This is a genomic window from uncultured Succiniclasticum sp., from assembly GCF_902793885.1.
Taxonomy (GTDB): Bacteria; Bacillota; Negativicutes; order Acidaminococcales; family Acidaminococcaceae; genus Succiniclasticum.
The window spans coordinates 60,770-77,707 of the sequence record NZ_CADBFF010000007.1 but is presented as its reverse complement, the minus strand read 5'-3'; the positions used below and the strand labels follow the sequence as shown (position 1 = coordinate 77,707).

The following is a 16,938-nucleotide window of genomic DNA, read 5'->3' as shown; positions in this document are numbered from 1 at the left end:
CTTTTACAAGGAGAGATGTCATGAAAAAGCAGGAACGTCACCAACTGATTCGAAATTTGGTAGAAACAAGACATATCGAAACACAGGATGACCTGGCTAAAGCCCTGCAGGAAAGCGGCTATCCGGTAACCCAGGCCACGGTGTCCCGGGATATAAAAGAACTGATGCTGATCAAGGTCTCCGACATGAGAGGCGGATATCGCTATGCCTTTCCTAAGGAACGCAGCCATATGATGTCCTCCGAACAACTGGAGCGACTGGTGCGAAACTCCGTGATTTCTGTATGGGCGGGAGGCAATCTGGTGGTGCTTCACACTTTGCCGGGAACTGCCCAGGGTGTAGCGTTTGCGATTGACAGTATGAAATGGGTCGGAGTCATGGGTACCGTGGCTGGGGACGATACCATCTTCGTGGCTGTGGAAAACGACAGCGTAGCGGCGGATTTTGCCAACTATTTTAAGGAGACGAATTAATCAGTGTTTCCTTAAGTTTAAAGAATTAAAAGGAAGATGATATATCAATATGTTGCAATCATTGCACGTGCATAATTTTGCATTAATTGAAGACGCTAAGGTGGATTTTGACCGTGGCTTTACGGTATTTACCGGAGAGACCGGCGCGGGTAAATCCATCCTTGTCGATGCGTTTGGCATCGCCCTGGGAGGCCGGGCTGCAGCCGGTATGGTCCGTACCGGCACCGATGCTTTCTGGGTACAGGCCGTCTTCGATGTACAAGATGAAAGAATCTGTGCACTGCTACAGGAACAGGGCATTGAAGCAGATGATTTTTTGTTTTTAAAACGCAGAGTGACAGCTGCCGGAAAAAGCCAGAGCAGTGTCAACGGCATCCCGGTGCCTTTGGCAGTGTTGAAACGATTCGCCGAATTGCTGGTGGATATTCACGGGCAGCACGAAAACCAACTGCTGCTGCAGTCCAAAGCGCCAAGGTTCTTTACAGATGCCTTTGGAGGAAAGAAGGCAGAACAGGTGTTGGGAGCGTATCAGGCGAAGTACGAAGAATATGAAGCGGCCCGGGAGAACCTGCAGAAACTGGAAGAGCAGGGAAGCCAGAGGGAACGCCTGTTGGATCGACTGGCTTGGGAGATACAGGAAATCGGGGACGCCAATATCAAAGTGGGAGAGGAAGAAGCCCTGAAGGAAGAGGCTAAATTGCTGCAAAACAGCGGCAAGATCCTTAACGCCCTGCATCAGGCTTACGAAATGTTGGAGCAGGAAAACGGCGCTTTAAGCCAACTGGCGGAAATCAGAGAACAAATTGCCGCTGCAATCCGTTATGACAGTCGTCTGCAGGCTGTGTATGAAGGAATAGACGGAGCGTGGATTGCTGCAGACGACGCCTGCGGTCAGCTTCAGAACTATGTGGAAAACCAGAATTTTGATCCAAACCGGATGACAGAAGTGCAGGAGCGGTTGGATCTTTTGTACCGGCTGCAGCGCAAATACGGCAGCAGTGAAGAAGCGGTGCTGGCTTATCTGGCTCAGGCTAAAGAGCAACAGGAACAATTGCAGGATCTGGACAACCGCATTGCCAATGCACAGAAGGAACTGGCAACAATAACGGCAGAACTGACTTCCAAAGCAAAGGCCTTGACGGCTTTGCGAAAACAGAATGCGGAAAAGCTCTGCAGGGACGTGGAGACTCACATTCATGACCTTGCCATGCCGGACGGTAAATTGCAGATTGCTTTTACGGAAAAACCGGATTTTTCCATAGAAGGCAAAGACCAAATGGAACTCCTCTTTTCCGCCAATGCAGGGGAACCTTTGCAGCCCTTGGGGCGGGTGGCATCCGGCGGTGAATTGAGCCGCCTGGCTCTGGCCTTGAAAACCGTACTGATTGGTATCAGTGGAGTCAATACGATGGTGTTCGATGAAATCGATACCGGAGTAGGGGGCGTCACAGCCCAGAAAATGGCTGAGAAACTGGCGCTTATCGCCCGCCGGGGGCAGGTGATATGCATAACGCATCTGGCCCAGATTGCGGCTTTCGGAGACCGGCATATCCGGATTCGGAAAGAAACAAAAGAAAACCGGACCAGAACCAGTCTGACCACGTTGGATGAAACAGGGAGAGTAGAGGAACTGGTTCGCATGGCCGCCGGCGAGCACAACACCAAAGCTGCGGCAGAAAGCGCGGCCTCGCTGCTCAAGGCCGCTGATAAATTTAAAAACAGTAAACAACTGCTGTTTTGAAAAGAGGAATGAAAATGTTAAAAAAGATGAGTGATCCGGCATTAGACGAAACTTTTGTCAGCAGCAGGCCCGCTTTTGACGGCCGACTGCTGCATGTACATGTAGACACGGTGCGCCTGCCCAACGGTCGTACTACCACACGGGAAATGGCAGACCATCAGGGCGCCATTGCCGTGGTACCCATCCTGCCTGACGACAGTATCATCTTCGTGAAACAGTTCCGGTATCCCATGGGTACGGTTATGTACGAGATTCCGGCCGGGAAAATTGATCCGGGAGAGGACAAAGACGTCTGTGCCGTGCGGGAACTGTCGGAAGAAACCGGGTATGAGGCGGACCATTGGGAGTATCTGGGTGTTATTGCCACGACTCCGGGCTTTACTAATGAAGTGATTTATCTGTATGCGGCTACGGGCCTTCACCGTCATGAGCAGCACACGGACCCGGATGAGTTTATAACGGTGGAAGCGATACCGAAAGAAAAATTACTGTCAATGATTGAAGACGGTATCTTATATGATGGTAAGTCGCTGGCTGCATTAGGAATTTTATCCATGAAAGGAAAAATTTAACAGACTGAGGCCTCAGCGGTGAATTCTTCATAGCGCTCCGCTTATTCAGAATCCCCCGCTGGGGCCAGGAGTTTTGCGAATTAATTACCATGGAGGTACTATGAAACACTTACTTACGATTGCCGGCAGCGACAGCAGCGGCGGCGCCGGCATTCAGGCTGATCTCAAAGCCTTTGCGGCCCATGGTGTGTTTGGCATGAGCGTGATTACAGCGGTGACGGCGCAAAATACCTGTGGCGTTACAGCGGTACAGGATATCACTCCCGAAATCATCACAGCGCAAATCGATGCCGTATTCAGTGACATACGGGTAGATGCTGTAAAAATCGGTATGGTTTCACGACAGGAAAGTATTCATGCAATCGCAGAGGCCCTGAAGAAGTGGAAACCTCCGGTAGTGGTAGTAGACCCCGTTATGATATCGAAAAGCGGATATCCGTTGCTGCAGCCGGAAGCCTGCGACGCTTTAATTAAGGAATTGCTGCCTTGTGCCACGCTGCTGACTCCAAACCTGCCGGAAGCAGAATCCATCTGTGGTTTTTCCATTCGCACCGAAGAGGACATGGAAAAGGCAGCGGCCTGCATTATCGGTTTGGGAGCAAAGGCCGTACTGGTAAAAGGCGGACACCTGGAAGGAGAACGGGCCGATGATTATCTTTACGACGGCAAAAAAGGAACCTGGTTGCCAGGCGAACGGATTCAGACCGAACATACCCACGGAACCGGTTGCACCCTGTCCAGCGCATTAGCATCCAACCTGGCCAGGGGCATGGACCTGACGGAAGCCGTTACGGCAGCCAAAGCTTACGTGACCACCGGTATCAGGCATGGCATTGCGTTAGGGCACGGGCACGGTCCTGTGCATCACTTTGTAGAGATGTGGAAGAATGCAGAGTAAAAACAGGAATGCCTCTGATTCTTCACATAAACAGTTTACCTTTCTTTCACTTTATAGTATAATATATTCATGTATAAATAATTCAAAGGGGGAATTCACTCATGAAAGCTTATACAGGCGACAAAATTAGAAATGTGGCCATTGTAGGTCACGGTGGGGCCGGAACCACATCTGTAACGGAAGCTTTGCTGTACCGCGCTGGTGCGATTGATCGTATGTGCAAAGTAGAAGATGGGGCTACCACCACGGACTATGAACCGGAAGAAATTAAACGCGGCGTATCCGTAAACGCTACGCTGGCTCCGGTTGAATGGCGCGACAGCAAGATCAACTTTATCGATACCCCGGGCTTCGCCGATTTCGTTGCGGAAGTAAAAGGCGCTTTCCGGGCTGTAGACAGCGCTTTGATCGTAATCAATGCCACCGCTGGCGTACAGGTAGGTACCGAGCAGTGCTGGAAGCTGGCGGAAGAAGCCGGTCTGCCCCGCATTCTGCTGGTGAACAAGATGGACCGTGAAAATGCGGACTTCGACAGCATCCTGGAAAACCTGCGCCATAAATTCGGCAAGAAAGTACTGCCTCTGGAATTGCCTCTGGGCAAAGAAGATAAATTCGAAGGCGTCATCGACTGCGTAAAGATGAAAGCCTATCGCAAGAACGGCAACGGTTCCGATGAGATCGAGATTCCGGATGACCTGAAAGCTTATGCGGAAGACATGCATGAAAAGATGGTAGAAGCCGCCGTAGAAGCCGACGACGAGTGCATGATGCGTTATCTCGAAGGGGAGACCATTTCCGACGAAGAAATCAAAAAATGCCTGATCCAGGGTATCCGTCAGGCTCACATTTTCCCCATGATCTGCTGCAGTGCTCTCAAGAACATCGGCTTGGGCCGCACTATGAATGCTATCATCGACTATACTTACCCTGCTATCCTGAACGATTATAAGGTAAAAGACGTTGCGACCGGCGAAGAAGTAACCCGTGACGCAGGCGCCCCCATGGCGGCCCTGGTGTTCAAGACCACTTCCGATCCGTTCGTAGGCCGTCTGAGCTTTATCCGTGTGTTCTCCGGCTCCATCAAAGCCGACAGCATGGTTTACAACTCCAGCCGTGAAAAAGACGAACGTATTGCCAACGTATTCACCATGCGCGGCAAGAGCCAAATTGCGATGAAAGAAATCACCGCCGGCGATATCGGCGTAACCTCGAAATTACAGTTCACGGTAACCGGCGATACCCTCAGCGACAAGGCCAACCCGGTTCTGTTTGCTCCTATCGCCTTCCCGCTGCCCATGTATACCCGGGCTATTTTCGCCAAGAAGAAAGGGGAAGAAGACAAGATATCCAATGCTCTGAGCCGCCTCATGGACGAAGACCCCACCATCATTATGAGCCGCAACCCGGTAACCAAGGAAATGCTGGTAAGCGGTATGGGCGACCAGCACATCGAAATCATCATGGAGCGCATGAAACGGAAATTCGGCGTGGAAGCCGACCTGCGTGCGCCTCAGGTTGAATACCGTGAGACCATCCGCGGCAAAGCCCATGTACAGGGCAAACATAAGAAACAGTCCGGCGGCCATGGCCAGTACGGCGACGTTGTGATCGATATGGAACCCCTGCCGCCGGGAAGCGGTTTTGAGTTCGTAGACAAGATCTTCGGCGGCGCGGTACCCCGTCAGTACATCCCCGCTGTGGAAAAAGGCATGCAGGACTGCATGCAGCACGGCATCCTGGCCGGTTACCCGGTTGTGGACGTACGCATTACTCTTGTTGACGGTTCCTACCATCCCGTTGATTCTTCGGAAATGGCATTTAAGACCGCTTCCAGCATCGCTTTCAAGAAAGCCATGGAAGAAGCAAAACCGGTTCTGATGGAACCCTACTACAATCTGTATGTTCTCTGTGCAGAGAGCATGATGGGCGATGTCATCGGCGATTTGAACTCCAAGCGCGGCCGTATCCTTGGCATGCAGAGTGTAGAAGAAGGCATCAGCCGGGTAGAAGCCCAGGTTCCTTATGCGGAAATCATGGAATACTCCGTAGATCTTCGGGCACTGACCCAGGGCATGGGTACCTTTGAAATGAAGTTTGACCATTACGAAGATGTGCCGGCCAAGATGGCGGAAAAGATTATTGAAGAACGCAAGAAAGAAGCAGAATAAGAATCGTTTGATAAGTGAATAATCCTTAAATGAAAAACTGCCGTGTTGTATGCATGGCAGTTTTTTATATTGCAATTCTTATAGCATTATCCTCTCACAAATGGTATAATATATTGTCAGAGATTATGTTATTTACAGTCGTAACGACAGATTTACTCAATTTTTAATTCCGGGAGGACATCATGACTATGATTCAGGAAACCTGCGTACAGACATTACGGTTTTTAGCGGCAGACGAAGTGGAAAAGGCGAAATCAGGGCATCCGGGGTTCCCCCTGGGCACCGCGCCTCTGATGTTTACCCTGTGGGATAAGTTTATGCGCTACAATCCGGCAGATCCCAAATGGTTCAACCGGGACCGGTTCGTGCTGTCCCCGGGCCACGGTTCGGCGTTGTTGTACGCTATGCTGCATTTGGCCGGCTACGAAATTACCATAGATGACCTTAAAATCTTTCGGCAGTGGGGGAGCAAGACCCCGGGCCATCCGGAATATGGCGTCACTCCCGGGGTAGACGTATCTACCGGTCCGCTGGGCCACGGGTTTGCTATGGGGGCAGGCATGGCTCTGGCAGAACGTATGCTTGCAGCTAAATACAACAAGCCGGACTTTGCAATTATCGATCACTACACTTACGGACTGGTTTCCGACGGCGACCTGATGGAAGGGGTGGCTTCGGAAGCGGCTTCCCTGGCGGGTACAATGGGCCTGGGCAAGCTGATTTACCTGTATGATGACAATAAAATTACCATAGAAGGGAACACTGACATTGCCTTTACGGAAGATGTAGAGACCCGCTTTAAAGGCTACGGCTGGCAGGTGCTGCGGGTAGACAGTTCCGAAGATCTGGCTGCGCTGGAAGCCGCTGTAAAGGAAGCCAAAGCAGATACCGAACATCCCAGCCTGATCATCGTGCGGACCCATATCGGCTTCGGCAGCCCGAAGCAGGACAGTCCTTCCTGTCATGGAGAACCTCTGGGGGCCGATGCGCTGAAAGCAACCAAGGAAGCTGCCGGATGGGATCCGGAACAGAGCTTCGTGGTGCCTGACGAAGTGAAAGAGTATTTTGCCGGTAAGCTTCCGGCCTGTGCTCAGGCAGAAGCAGACTGGAACGAATTATTAAAAGCCTACGGAACCAAGTATCCGGAACTGACAGGGGAGTTGTTAGCTTCTCTTTCCGGTAACCGTACGGTCAATTTGGCAGAGTTGGAAAAACTCTTTAAAGACAAGGACAGTGTGGCTACGCGGGCTGCCTCCGGTGATATTTTACAGAAACTGGCGGAACTGGTGCCGGAGCTCGCTGGCGGCAGTGCGGATCTGGGTCCCTCTAACAAAACGGTGATGAAAGCCTGCGGTTACTACAGCAAAGCGGAACCCACCGGACGCAATGTCCACTTTGGCGTGCGGGAACACGCGATGGGTTGCATCGTCAACGGTTTATCCGTTCACGGCGGGTTAATCCCCTTTGGCGCAACGTTCCTTGTGTTCTCGGATTTTATGCGTCCTGCTATCCGCATGGCGGCTCTTATGGAAATCCAGTCCCTGTTCGTCTTTACCCATGACAGTATCGCGGTGGGGGAAGACGGTCCTACCCATCAGCCCATCGAGCAGGTGATGAGCCTGCGTATGATTCCCAACTCTGTAGTATTCAGACCGGCAGATGCGCTGGAAACGGCAGCAGCCTGGAAGTATGCTGTCGAGCATAAGACCGGACCGGTGTCCCTGTGTCTGAGCCGGCAGAATTTACCGGTGCTGAATGCGTATGCGGAAGCAGTACAGGCTGGTGCTATAAAGGGTGGATATGTGCTGAGCCCTGCTAAAGAATTGGCTAAAGCGGTGATCATCGCAACCGGTTCGGAAGTAAAGATTGCCTTAGAGGCACAGAAATTGCTGGCGGAAGACAATATCGATGTAGCAGTGGTGAGCATGCCGTCCATGGAAGTGTTTGAAGAGCAGAGTGCAGCTTATAAAGAAAGCGTATTGCCAAAATTTGTTCCTGTGTTTGCGGTAGAAGCCGGGGTGACATTAGGCTGGACGCGGTATACCGGACTGGAAGACCGGGTATTGGGTATCAATAGGTTTGGGGCTTCGGCGCCAGGCGGCGTGGTGGCAGAACACTACGGGATGACGGCTGCCAATGTTGCGGCTATGGTGAAATCTGTTTTTTAAAATTATACTATGAGGAGTCGATGCCCTCCCGTCTCCCGCCTGCTCACTGCGCACGCTCACTGTGTTGGCGTTGCCCGGTGTCATCAGTTGGGACTTTTCTGGGAGGACATCGGCTCCCTTGCACGTTACAGCTATGAAGAACATGAATTTACGCTTATACTTGGTTACCGATGAAAATTGTATGCCGCCCGGCAGAGATTTATTCCATGCGGTGGAGGAAGCCTTGCAGGCAGGTGTGACGCTGGTACAGTACCGGGAGAAGAATGGCCTGGGAAGAAGTATGCTGGAAAAGGCAATCGCGTTGCGCAGACTGTGTCACCGATACAACGTACCCCTGCTTGTAAACGACAGGTTAGATATCGCCCTGTTGTCGGGGGCAGACGGGGTACATCTGGGGCAGGACGATATACCGGTCGCAGAGGCACGGAGATTGGCAGACCTTTTTGCAGTCAACAACGTTGCGGCCTGTCAACCGGATTATGAGACGGTTACGGAGCGTGCTTCAGTCCATCGGATGGAAGCTGCCACGACGAGCCAAACTGCAAAACCTGTTCTACAAACAGAAAAACATTTTATTATCGGCGCCACGGCACATAATGTACAGGAAGCCCTGGCAGCAGAAGCTGCCGGAGCGGATTACCTGGGGTGCGGGGCTGTCTTTGCCACAAATACCAAAAAAGATACTGTGCCGTTAGGTTTGGAAGGTCTTCGGGCTATTCGCAAGGCCGTACATATCCCCATCGTTGGGATAGCCGGCATAACTCCGAAGAACTATCAGCAGGTATTAGCTGCCGGTGCTGATGGCGCCGCAGTCGTCAGTGGAATTTTAGGTGCAGATAATATTACTGAAACCGTAGCCGCCTTTTTAACAGGTATATAAGCAATTCTGTAATCAATGCTGTCCTGTAATGATGGAACCGGGTGTGAGTTAGTAAGCTGCCTGTAATGGGTTGCCGTAGCTGCGTTGAGGAACATTGAAGCAGTCAGTAACAAAAAGCGCCGGTCAACGTGCAGACGAATTAATCATCGTTTCCTTAAATATAACGAGCCAAAAATAAAGCTTGCTATTTATTGTGGTTTAAAGTGAAATTAGTAAAGCGACGGATGTGAATCCGTCGCTTTTGCATTATGAATCAGTTTATCGTTTTCTGTTAATCCGTTTTTCGTATTCAGTCTGCCTGGTGGCATTCTTCCTGTTCGTAAGCGTCTTCATAATCGATGGCGTCTTTGGAATTTTCCGCTTTTTCACCAACGTACCTTACAAACTCATCCATATCCTCTTTGGTTGGAAGCAGGGCCGTGTACATCTGGTTACCCATAGCGCTGGAGAGGATGTCGGGCATGCGCTCGCACATTTTGATGCCGCTGCCATACTTTGCCAAAATGTCTTCCTTGCTATGGACATAGCGGAACCGATCACGCTGTCCGAAAAATACGCAGTACTGCTGTTCCGGATTCTCCGGCAGACGTCGCTCGTCAAAACAGATCATGTCGGCCCAGAGCTGGTACACGTCAGTAGAGTGGGCAAAGTCCATCATATCGGGCATATAACCGCCGCCGGGACGCATGTTTACTTCCAGTCCCACGAAGTCTCCAACCTTTCCCAACCCTTTTTTGGCTTTGGTAAGCTTGAAGAATTCCATGTGGACGAAGCGGCTTTTCACACCAAAGGATTTCACTGTGGCGCGACCACGCTCCTGCAATTGGGTTTCCACGGACGGAGGTACATAGAAGACCAGTTCTGTCTGCTCGTTTACGATGTCCATGATGGGCGGGGAGATGCTCATGGACTCGAACAGTACATTGCTTTGGGAATCCACTATGGCGTCGTAGGAGCAGATCCAGCCGTATACATATTCTTCCATTACATAGGCGTCTTCCGGTTTTTCTGCGAAGAAGGCAGCCAGGTCTTCCTCGTTTTCCAAGCGCCAGGTAGCAGCGGCGCCTACGCCGTATTCCGGTTTCACGATGACGGGGTAGCCAACCTTTTTAATAAACTTTTCTGCTTCTTCCTGTGTGGTGACAGGGGCCTGTCTGCACGTTGGCACACCGGCTTTTTTATAATAGGGCTTCATGGCGGCCTTGCTGCGATAAGCCTGGATTTCATCTATGTCCGGACCGGAGAGGATGTTGAAATCCGTTCGCAGCATGGAGTCATGTTCCAGCCAGTATTCATTGTTGGATTCCAGCCAGTGGATCTTGCCGTATTTAAAACTGAAAAAAGCTACGGCCCGAAATACCTGGTCATAATCTTCCAGGGTTCCAACTTTGTAATATTCTGTCAGGCATTGTTTCAGTTCCGGGGCCAGGTCATCATAGGGGGTATCGCCGATACCCAGCACGTTGGCTCCGTTCTTCTTCAATCGGTCGCACCAGTTCCAGTAGGTGCGGGGAAACTGCGGGGAGATAAAGATAAAGTTCATATTGAGATCCTTTCAGGCGGAAATTTGAAAAACCGCCAATCGATTTGGGAAAGATGTGGGAGGTTCGCCTGCGCGTATGCGTTGTTCCTCCGCTTATTCGTCTTCCAGTCCGTGGTTACGGCAGTGGTTCAGCACGTGGGGCAGGAAGTACTGGTACATTTTCTTCCACCAGGGCCAGTCGTGGTTTACGTCGTAACCCCAGAAGTCGCACCAGGCAGCGATACCTTTGGCCCGGAAAGCTTCGTCCAGTACGCGGGTGGTGCGTATGCCTTCGTCTTCCCAGGCTCCCTGGCCGACACAGAAAATGATGACCCGCTGATTGAACAGTCTGATGTAGGGATGGTCCGCGGGCAAATTGGGCATAAAGGTAGCGGGGGAATTGTCGTACAGGGTGTTGTTCATCCAGGCGCCGAAGAAGTAGTGGGCGTCGTAGCATCCGGAGAAGCCGATGACGCCTTCAAACAAATCGGGACGGCGCAGGAACATGATGGCAGCGTGGGTGGCCCCCATGCTGCAACCGGTGGTGAATGGCCGCCGGTCTGATTGATTGTGCTCGTGGATCAGGGGCAGCAACTCATCAACGATGTACCGGTAATAATTTTCCTGCCGTTCCGCCCGCAGCACTTTGTCGCCGTACATGTCGGACCAGCTTTCCCAGTCCACCGAATCCACGCAGAATAACTGAAACTGTCCCTTATCAATATATTCGGCCAGTTCATCGATCATCCCGAAATTCTCATAATTGTCGCACATGGCATCCTGGGTAGGAAAAACCAGCAGCGGCCAGCCGGCTCCACCGTAGATCCGTACGTTCATATTCCGCCACAGGTGCTGGCTGAAATGCGTTATGTCTTGACGTGATGGCATGGATAACACGCTCCTCTTTTAGTATTATTATGGTAGTAGCATATTTTGTTTAAGGGGGGAATCCGTGGAACAGGGTAATCAAGTGGTATGTTTAATTTATTATATCACAAGTTGAGAGAGAAATAAAATGTAAGAATAGTGAAATTCAGTGACGGGGGGAGTGATAGAAAAACTCTCTCCTGTTTGCTTTTTTATGGACTCATTCACCTGTGGCTTCGAAACTCGGGCTTCGCCCTCAAACAGTCTCGCCACGGACGGCTCATTTCGTCTCATAAAAATACGCAAACACTCGCCATGTTTTGCTATTCCTCCCCCCGTTACTGAATTCACAGTATTTTACATATTTACAATAGACAACCTCGGGCTTTTGCGCTATAATAAATTGGTTATGTATACGCACCAAATTTACTACATTATTAAAATACATAATTAAAACATACAAACGGAGGATACACCCGTGTTAGATTTTTCCACATTATTGTTTCGCGCGCCGGCGCTGTTGATTGCGCTGACTATCCATGAATATGCCCATGCCTGTGTTTCCGACAGCCTGGGCGATCCGACCCCCGGTCTCCAGGGGCGGCTGACCCTGAACCCGCTGGCCCATCTGGATATTATCGGTACCCTGATGCTGGTGTTGTGCGGCTTTGGCTGGGCCAAACCGGTGGAAATTGATCCCCGGTACTACAAAGATTTCCGTTCCGGTCAGTTAAAGGTAGCGGCTGCGGGACCGGTAGCCAACCTGTTCCTGTGCTTTGTGGCGGTACTGATTATGACGGCCCGGGGCAGCCTGGGGATGTCCAGCAACATGGTGAACCAGTTTCTCTACTGGCTCATGTTGTATAACGTCTGGTTCGCTTTCTTCAATCTGATTCCTATCCCGCCGCTGGACGGTTCTAAAATTTTGGAAACCTTCATGGACTACGAGACTGCATATAAATATGAAAACTTTGTAGGACGTTATGGGTTTATTGTCCTGATCCTCGTTGTGTACAGTGGTATTTCCAATCTGATCATCGGCCCCCTGGCTTCCTGGTTCCTGCATCTTTGTTACGGAATAGCTAATATTTTGTTTTAATCAGTGTTTCCTTAAGAGGAAGGGAAGCCTGCGCGGCAATACAGTTGCCCGGCTTCGCATGCACGAAATTGAATGAAGGAGTCCGTACATGGCCGATCCGGTGGTCCGGGTCCTGCAATTTGAAGGCCCTCTGGACCTGTTGATACAATTAATAGAAAAGAACAAAATGGATATCTATGATATCCCTATTGTTTCCATAACCGACCAGTATATTGCCTATCTGCATTCCATGACAGAGATGGATTTGGAGGAAGCAAGCCAGTTCCTGGTGATGGCGTCCCTGTTATTACAGATTAAATCCCGTATGCTGTTGCCCAGGACGGAACTGGAAGAAGAGGATGAGGCAGACCCCCGGGAGATGCTGGTGCAGATGCTGGTAGAGTACCGGCATATCAAAGCGGTGGCCAGGCAGCTGGAGCTCAGGAAGGCGGCTGCGGCGCAACAGCATACCCGCAAGCCGTTTTTTGCCGATAACAAACTTCGTAACCTGCATTACTATCCGGTGAGTGAACTGCTTTTGGCCCTTGCCGGGCTGACCGGTCCTCTCCGCCGTCAGATTGCGGTGGTGGAAAGGCAGGAGTATGATGTCAGTGCAAAGATGCAGGACATTGTCAGATTACTGGGAGAATACCCGGAAGGAATTGAATTTGAAAAGGCTTTTGTGAAGACGGGAAGCACCAGTGAACGGGTGGCTTCGTTTCTGGCCGTACTTGAGCTGCTGCGGCTGAAGGTGTTGCGCATCAGTCAGAGCATGGCGTTTGCACCGATTTATTTGTTTTTGCGTAACGTGCCGGAGCCGGTGCTGATAGGAGGGGAACCGGATGCAACAGGAGTTTAAGCTGGGTCAGCTGGAGGCGTTGCTGTTTGCGGCGGGAGAACCTCTCGGCGTACCGCAGCTGGCAGAACTGCTGGGCCTGAACAAACCGCAGACATGGGAGCTGCTGGGACAGTTGCAGGAAGAATACAATACGGAAAAACGGGGCCTGGAACTGCGGGAAGTGGCGGAAGGCTGGCAACTTTGTACCAAAGCATGCCATCATGAGGCAATTTTGCAACTGGCCAATACCCAGGAGCTGAAGTTGTCCAATGCGTCCATGGAGACCCTGGCAATCATTGCGTACCGCCAGCCCGTGACCCGGGCGGAAATGGAAGCAATCCGCGGGGTGAAGGTGGACGGCGTGGTCAACACACTGTTGGAGTGGGAGCTGATTGCAGAAGCCGGACGCAAGGAAACAGCCGGACGACCCATATTATATAAGACTACGAAACGGTTTCTGGAAGTATTCGGATTAAAGACCCTGAAAGATCTGCCGGCCATGCCGGATATTCTGGCAGAAGATGCAGCCAGGCATCCGCAGCAGATTTCTCTCCTTGAGATGGAAGACGAGGAGGAAGCGGAATCGGGGACAGTGACGGATACCGTTGCGGCTGCGGCGGACAGTAAAGCGGAAGACGCAGATAAAGATAATGCATAGTTAGGATTACAGAGAATGGAAGAGAGATTGCAGAAAGTGCTGGCGCAGGCCGGCGTGGCTTCCCGCCGGGAAGCGGAAGGATATATTCTTGCAGGGCGCGTGAAGGTAAACGGCAAGGTCGTGAAAGAACTAGGGACCAAAGTAGGCCCTGATGCTTTCATTATGGTGGACGGTCATCCCATCCACCGGGAGCGCAAGACCTATTTGTTGTTTTACAAGCCCCGGGGCGTGGTGACAACCATGAAGGATCCGGAAGGGCGGAAAACGGTTGCGGATTATGTAAAGGATATTCCACAGCGGGTCTATCCGGTGGGACGGCTGGACTATAATACAGAAGGACTGCTGCTGCTGACCAATGACGGGGAACTGGCTCAGGCTCTGACCCATCCCAGCCATGAGGTCGATAAGACCTATGAGGTGACGGTGCCGGGCATTGTGCCTCAGGAAAAGCTGGATTTGCTCCGGGTAGGCGTAAAGCTGGAAGACGGCATGACGGCTCCGGCAGTGGTGGTACTGACCGGATACGATTACGAGAAGAATCTGACGCATTTTACTGTGACGATTCATGAAGGGCGCAACCGTCAGGTACGTCGCATGTGTGACGCCATCGGGTTTCCGGTGCGCTATCTGCGGCGCGTGATGATGGGGACGCTGACCCTGGACGGACTCCGCCGGGGGGACTGCCGCGAACTCTTTCATGAAGAGATTGAAGAGTTGAGGGCTGCCTGCGGACTGAAACGGAATCCGGAAGGGAAAGCGGAACGTGTCGTGGAACGTAAGCCAGAACGCAGGGCAGAGGGTAAGCCGGTGCGAAAGCTGGAACATCTGACGAAGCGCAGAGCTGAAGAAAAACCGGAATATAAAGGAACCGGCAGGACGAAACGAACCGCGGGCCTCAGGGCAAACAGGGAAAATGCTGCAAGGCCAAACCATAAAAAGAAGGAATCATAATGGCTGATGTAATTGTAATCGGCGGCGGAGCGGCAGGCCTTATGGCGGGCATCACGGCTGCCAGACAGGACGCCTCCGTGGTTGTACTGGAACGCATGAAGGAACCGGGAAAAAAAATGATGATCACCGGGAAAGGCCGCTGCAACATCACCAATGCCTGTCCCATGGAAGAATTTATTCCCAATCTGCCGGGAAATGGCAAGTTCCTTTTCAGCGCATTGCAACAGTTTACCAACGATGACCTGCTGCGCTTCTTTCAGGAACAGGGACTGAAAACGGTGACAGAACGGGGCGGCCGGGTGTTTCCCGCAACAGGAAAAGCGAAAGATGTCATCGCAGTACTTCGTTCCGCGCTGCAGAAGGCGGGGGGACGTCTGGTAACCGGCGCCCAGGCTACCGGTTTTACAGTGAAACCGGGACAGGTGACAGGTATCCGTTACCGTACCGTGGAAAACGACGGCCGCAGGGACGGACAGGATTTCCGCAGCCAAACCAAAGGTAAAATGAAACTGGGACCGGAACATACACTGGACGCAGGTGCAGTAATCGTCTGCACCGGGGGAGCCTCTTACCCCGGAACCGGTTCCGACGGCAATTTTGTACCGGTACTGGAAATGCTGGGTCTTTCCATAGAACCCCTGCTGCCGGCGCTGGTACCGCTCCAGCCTGAAGAGGGCTTTACCGAAGAGCTGGAAGGCCTGCAGCTGAAAAACGTGGAAGCCTCTGTACTGGCAGACAGTAAAGTCGTGGCCAAAGAATTCGGCGAGCTGCAGTTCATCCGGGGCGGCATTGCGGGCCCCATCTGCCTGACCATGAGCCGGAAAGTGGCCCGGCTGCAACATTACAATCAGCCGGAACTGGAACTTTCCATTGATCTGAAGCCGGCGTTGTCAGACGAAAAACTGGAAGCCAGACTCATACGGGACTTTCAGGAATTCAGTAAACTACGGTTGGCGGAAGTTGTACGCAAGCTCTTGCCGCAGCCGCTGGTGGAACCGGTTCTGGATACCGCTTTTCTGGACGGTAAGAAACAGGTCAGTCAGGTTTCAAAAGAAGAACGCCTGGCCCTTGTACAGGCCGTGAAGCATTTCACCATTCCCCTTATGGGAACAAGACCCCTGGCAGAAGCTATCGTCACAGCAGGGGGAGTGGCGTTGAAAGAAATTGACCCCAAAACCATGAAAGCCAAACGCATCGCCGGTCTTTACTTTGCCGGCGAAGTCATGGATGTAGACGGTTACACCGGAGGCTTTAATCTGCAGGCCGCTTTCAGCAGCGGCTACGTGGCCGGAGTACATGCGGCGAAGCAGGTTTTGAATCGGTAAACACAATAATAACAGAAAGGTGACATTAATTATGAATAACGGATTTGTAGTCGCTATCGACGGACCTGCAGGCGCAGGCAAAAGTACCATCGCCAAACTGGCGGCCGGGAAACTCGGCTTTGCCTACATCGACACCGGCGCCATGTATCGGGCTGTAACCTGGAAACTCCTGCAGACAGGCAAACCTTTCACTCCGGAACTGGCCGGCAAACTGGCCCATGAAATCTGCATCACCTTCCGTCCCGAAAACGCAGTAAACCGCGTCTTCGTAGACGGAACCGAAGTAACGGACGCTATCCGCACCGCCGAAGTCACCGGACTGGTTTCCAAAGTGGCCGCCGTGCCCGAAGTCCGTACCGCCATGGTAGACCAGCAGCGCCGCATGGGTAAAGAAGGCGGCATCGTCATGGACGGACGGGACATCGGTACTGTAGTTTTTCCCGATGCCCAGTGCAAAATCTTCCTCACCGCTACCGTAGAAGAACGGGCCCGCCGCCGCGGCCTGGAGCTGGAAGCCAAAGGCGAAACCGTAGACTACAAAAAGCTGCAGGAAGAAATCGCCTCCCGGGACAAACAGGATATGGAGAGGGAAGTTTCCCCCCTGCGTCAGGCGGAAGACGCCATCTATCTGGACACCTCGGCTATGAACATCGAACAGGTGACGGATAAAGTATTAGAATTGGTTAAAGAAAAGCAGTTATAAAGATTAATTGTAATATTGCGGCCAGGTAAAGGAGTGAGCAAAACATCGGCAACGATTGCGTAATTTTATGAGACGAAATTTGCCGTCGTGGCTTCG

General features: G+C 51.8%; 14 protein-coding genes and 1 pseudogene. 13 read left to right on the top strand and 2 right to left on the bottom strand.

The genetic code is table 11. From position 1 onward, the window contains the following. The first annotated feature begins 20 nt into the window (after positions 1-20). The 7 genes from argR to QZV31_RS05200 all read left to right on the top strand — a co-directional run bounded on the left by argR (position 21) and on the right by QZV31_RS05200 (position 8,900). Positions 21-473: an arginine repressor gene (argR, locus tag QZV31_RS05230; RefSeq protein WP_093730531.1), complete on the top strand. Its 453-nt coding sequence runs from the start codon at positions 21-23 to the stop codon at positions 471-473. 49 nt (positions 474-522) lie between these two features. After that, positions 523-2,214, top strand: a complete 1,692-nt coding sequence (gene recN, locus QZV31_RS05225; RefSeq protein ID WP_295358781.1) for a DNA repair protein RecN — start codon at positions 523-525, stop codon at positions 2,212-2,214. Positions 2,215-2,228: 14 nt separating this feature from the next. Further along, the gene (locus tag QZV31_RS05220) at positions 2,229-2,786 is read left to right on the top strand and encodes an NUDIX hydrolase (protein ID WP_295358779.1); all 558 of its coding nucleotides are present in this window, start codon (positions 2,229-2,231) and stop codon (positions 2,784-2,786) included. A gap of 100 nt (positions 2,787-2,886) precedes the next feature. Continuing rightward, positions 2,887-3,684, top strand: coding sequence for a bifunctional hydroxymethylpyrimidine kinase/phosphomethylpyrimidine kinase (thiD, locus tag QZV31_RS05215; RefSeq protein ID WP_295358778.1), 798 nt, complete (start codon positions 2,887-2,889; stop codon positions 3,682-3,684). A 101-nt stretch (positions 3,685-3,785) separates the two neighbouring features. Further along, positions 3,786-5,852, top strand: coding sequence for an elongation factor G (fusA, locus tag QZV31_RS05210; RefSeq protein ID WP_295358776.1), 2,067 nt, complete (start codon positions 3,786-3,788; stop codon positions 5,850-5,852). A gap of 182 nt (positions 5,853-6,034) precedes the next feature. After that, the gene (gene tkt, locus QZV31_RS05205) at positions 6,035-8,020 is read left to right on the top strand and encodes a transketolase (protein ID WP_295358774.1); all 1,986 of its coding nucleotides are present in this window, start codon (positions 6,035-6,037) and stop codon (positions 8,018-8,020) included. 133 nt (positions 8,021-8,153) lie between these two features. Beyond that, entirely contained in the window at positions 8,154-8,900 is a 747-nt protein-coding gene (locus QZV31_RS05200; protein ID WP_366508690.1) for a thiamine phosphate synthase, read from the top strand. A 289-nt stretch (positions 8,901-9,189) separates the two neighbouring features. Here QZV31_RS05200 and QZV31_RS05195 read toward each other — a convergent pair whose 3' ends face one another. Together QZV31_RS05195 and QZV31_RS05190 are read right to left on the bottom strand one after the other, a co-directional pair. Beyond that, positions 9,190-10,443 (bottom strand): ATP-grasp domain-containing protein, encoded by a 1,254-nt coding sequence (locus QZV31_RS05195; protein ID WP_295358771.1) that lies wholly within the window; start codon positions 10,441-10,443, stop codon positions 9,190-9,192. 93 nt (positions 10,444-10,536) lie between these two features. Then, positions 10,537-11,310: an alpha/beta hydrolase-fold protein gene (locus QZV31_RS05190; protein ID WP_295358769.1), complete on the bottom strand. Its 774-nt coding sequence runs from the start codon at positions 11,308-11,310 to the stop codon at positions 10,537-10,539. A gap of 457 nt (positions 11,311-11,767) precedes the next feature. Between QZV31_RS05190 and QZV31_RS05185 the strand changes: the two genes are divergently transcribed. The 6 genes and pseudogenes from QZV31_RS05185 to cmk all read left to right on the top strand — a co-directional run bounded on the left by QZV31_RS05185 (position 11,768) and on the right by cmk (position 16,842). Continuing rightward, positions 11,768-12,388, top strand: coding sequence for a site-2 protease family protein (locus tag QZV31_RS05185; RefSeq protein ID WP_093730540.1), 621 nt, complete (start codon positions 11,768-11,770; stop codon positions 12,386-12,388). 88 nt (positions 12,389-12,476) lie between these two features. Beyond that, positions 12,477-13,226: a segregation/condensation protein A gene (locus QZV31_RS05180; RefSeq protein WP_295358767.1), complete on the top strand. Its 750-nt coding sequence runs from the start codon at positions 12,477-12,479 to the stop codon at positions 13,224-13,226. Beyond that, positions 13,210-13,863 carry an SMC-Scp complex subunit ScpB gene (scpB, locus tag QZV31_RS05175; RefSeq protein WP_295358764.1) on the top strand — a complete coding sequence of 218 codons (654 nt, stop codon included), beginning with the start codon at positions 13,210-13,212 and terminating at the stop codon, positions 13,861-13,863. The genes QZV31_RS05180 and scpB overlap by 17 nt, the downstream gene beginning before the upstream one ends. Positions 13,864-13,878: 15 nt before the next feature. Next, positions 13,879-14,583, top strand: a pseudogene (locus QZV31_RS05170) (pseudouridine synthase); the annotation flags it as partial. A 230-nt stretch (positions 14,584-14,813) separates the two neighbouring features. Beyond that, on the top strand, positions 14,814-16,139 hold the full coding sequence (locus QZV31_RS05165; protein ID WP_295358761.1) for an NAD(P)/FAD-dependent oxidoreductase: 1,326 nt from the start codon (positions 14,814-14,816) through the stop codon (positions 16,137-16,139). Between the two features lie 31 nt (positions 16,140-16,170). Beyond that, positions 16,171-16,842 (top strand): (d)CMP kinase, encoded by a 672-nt coding sequence (cmk, locus tag QZV31_RS05160; RefSeq protein WP_295358759.1) that lies wholly within the window; start codon positions 16,171-16,173, stop codon positions 16,840-16,842. Positions 16,843-16,938 lie beyond the last annotated feature (96 nt).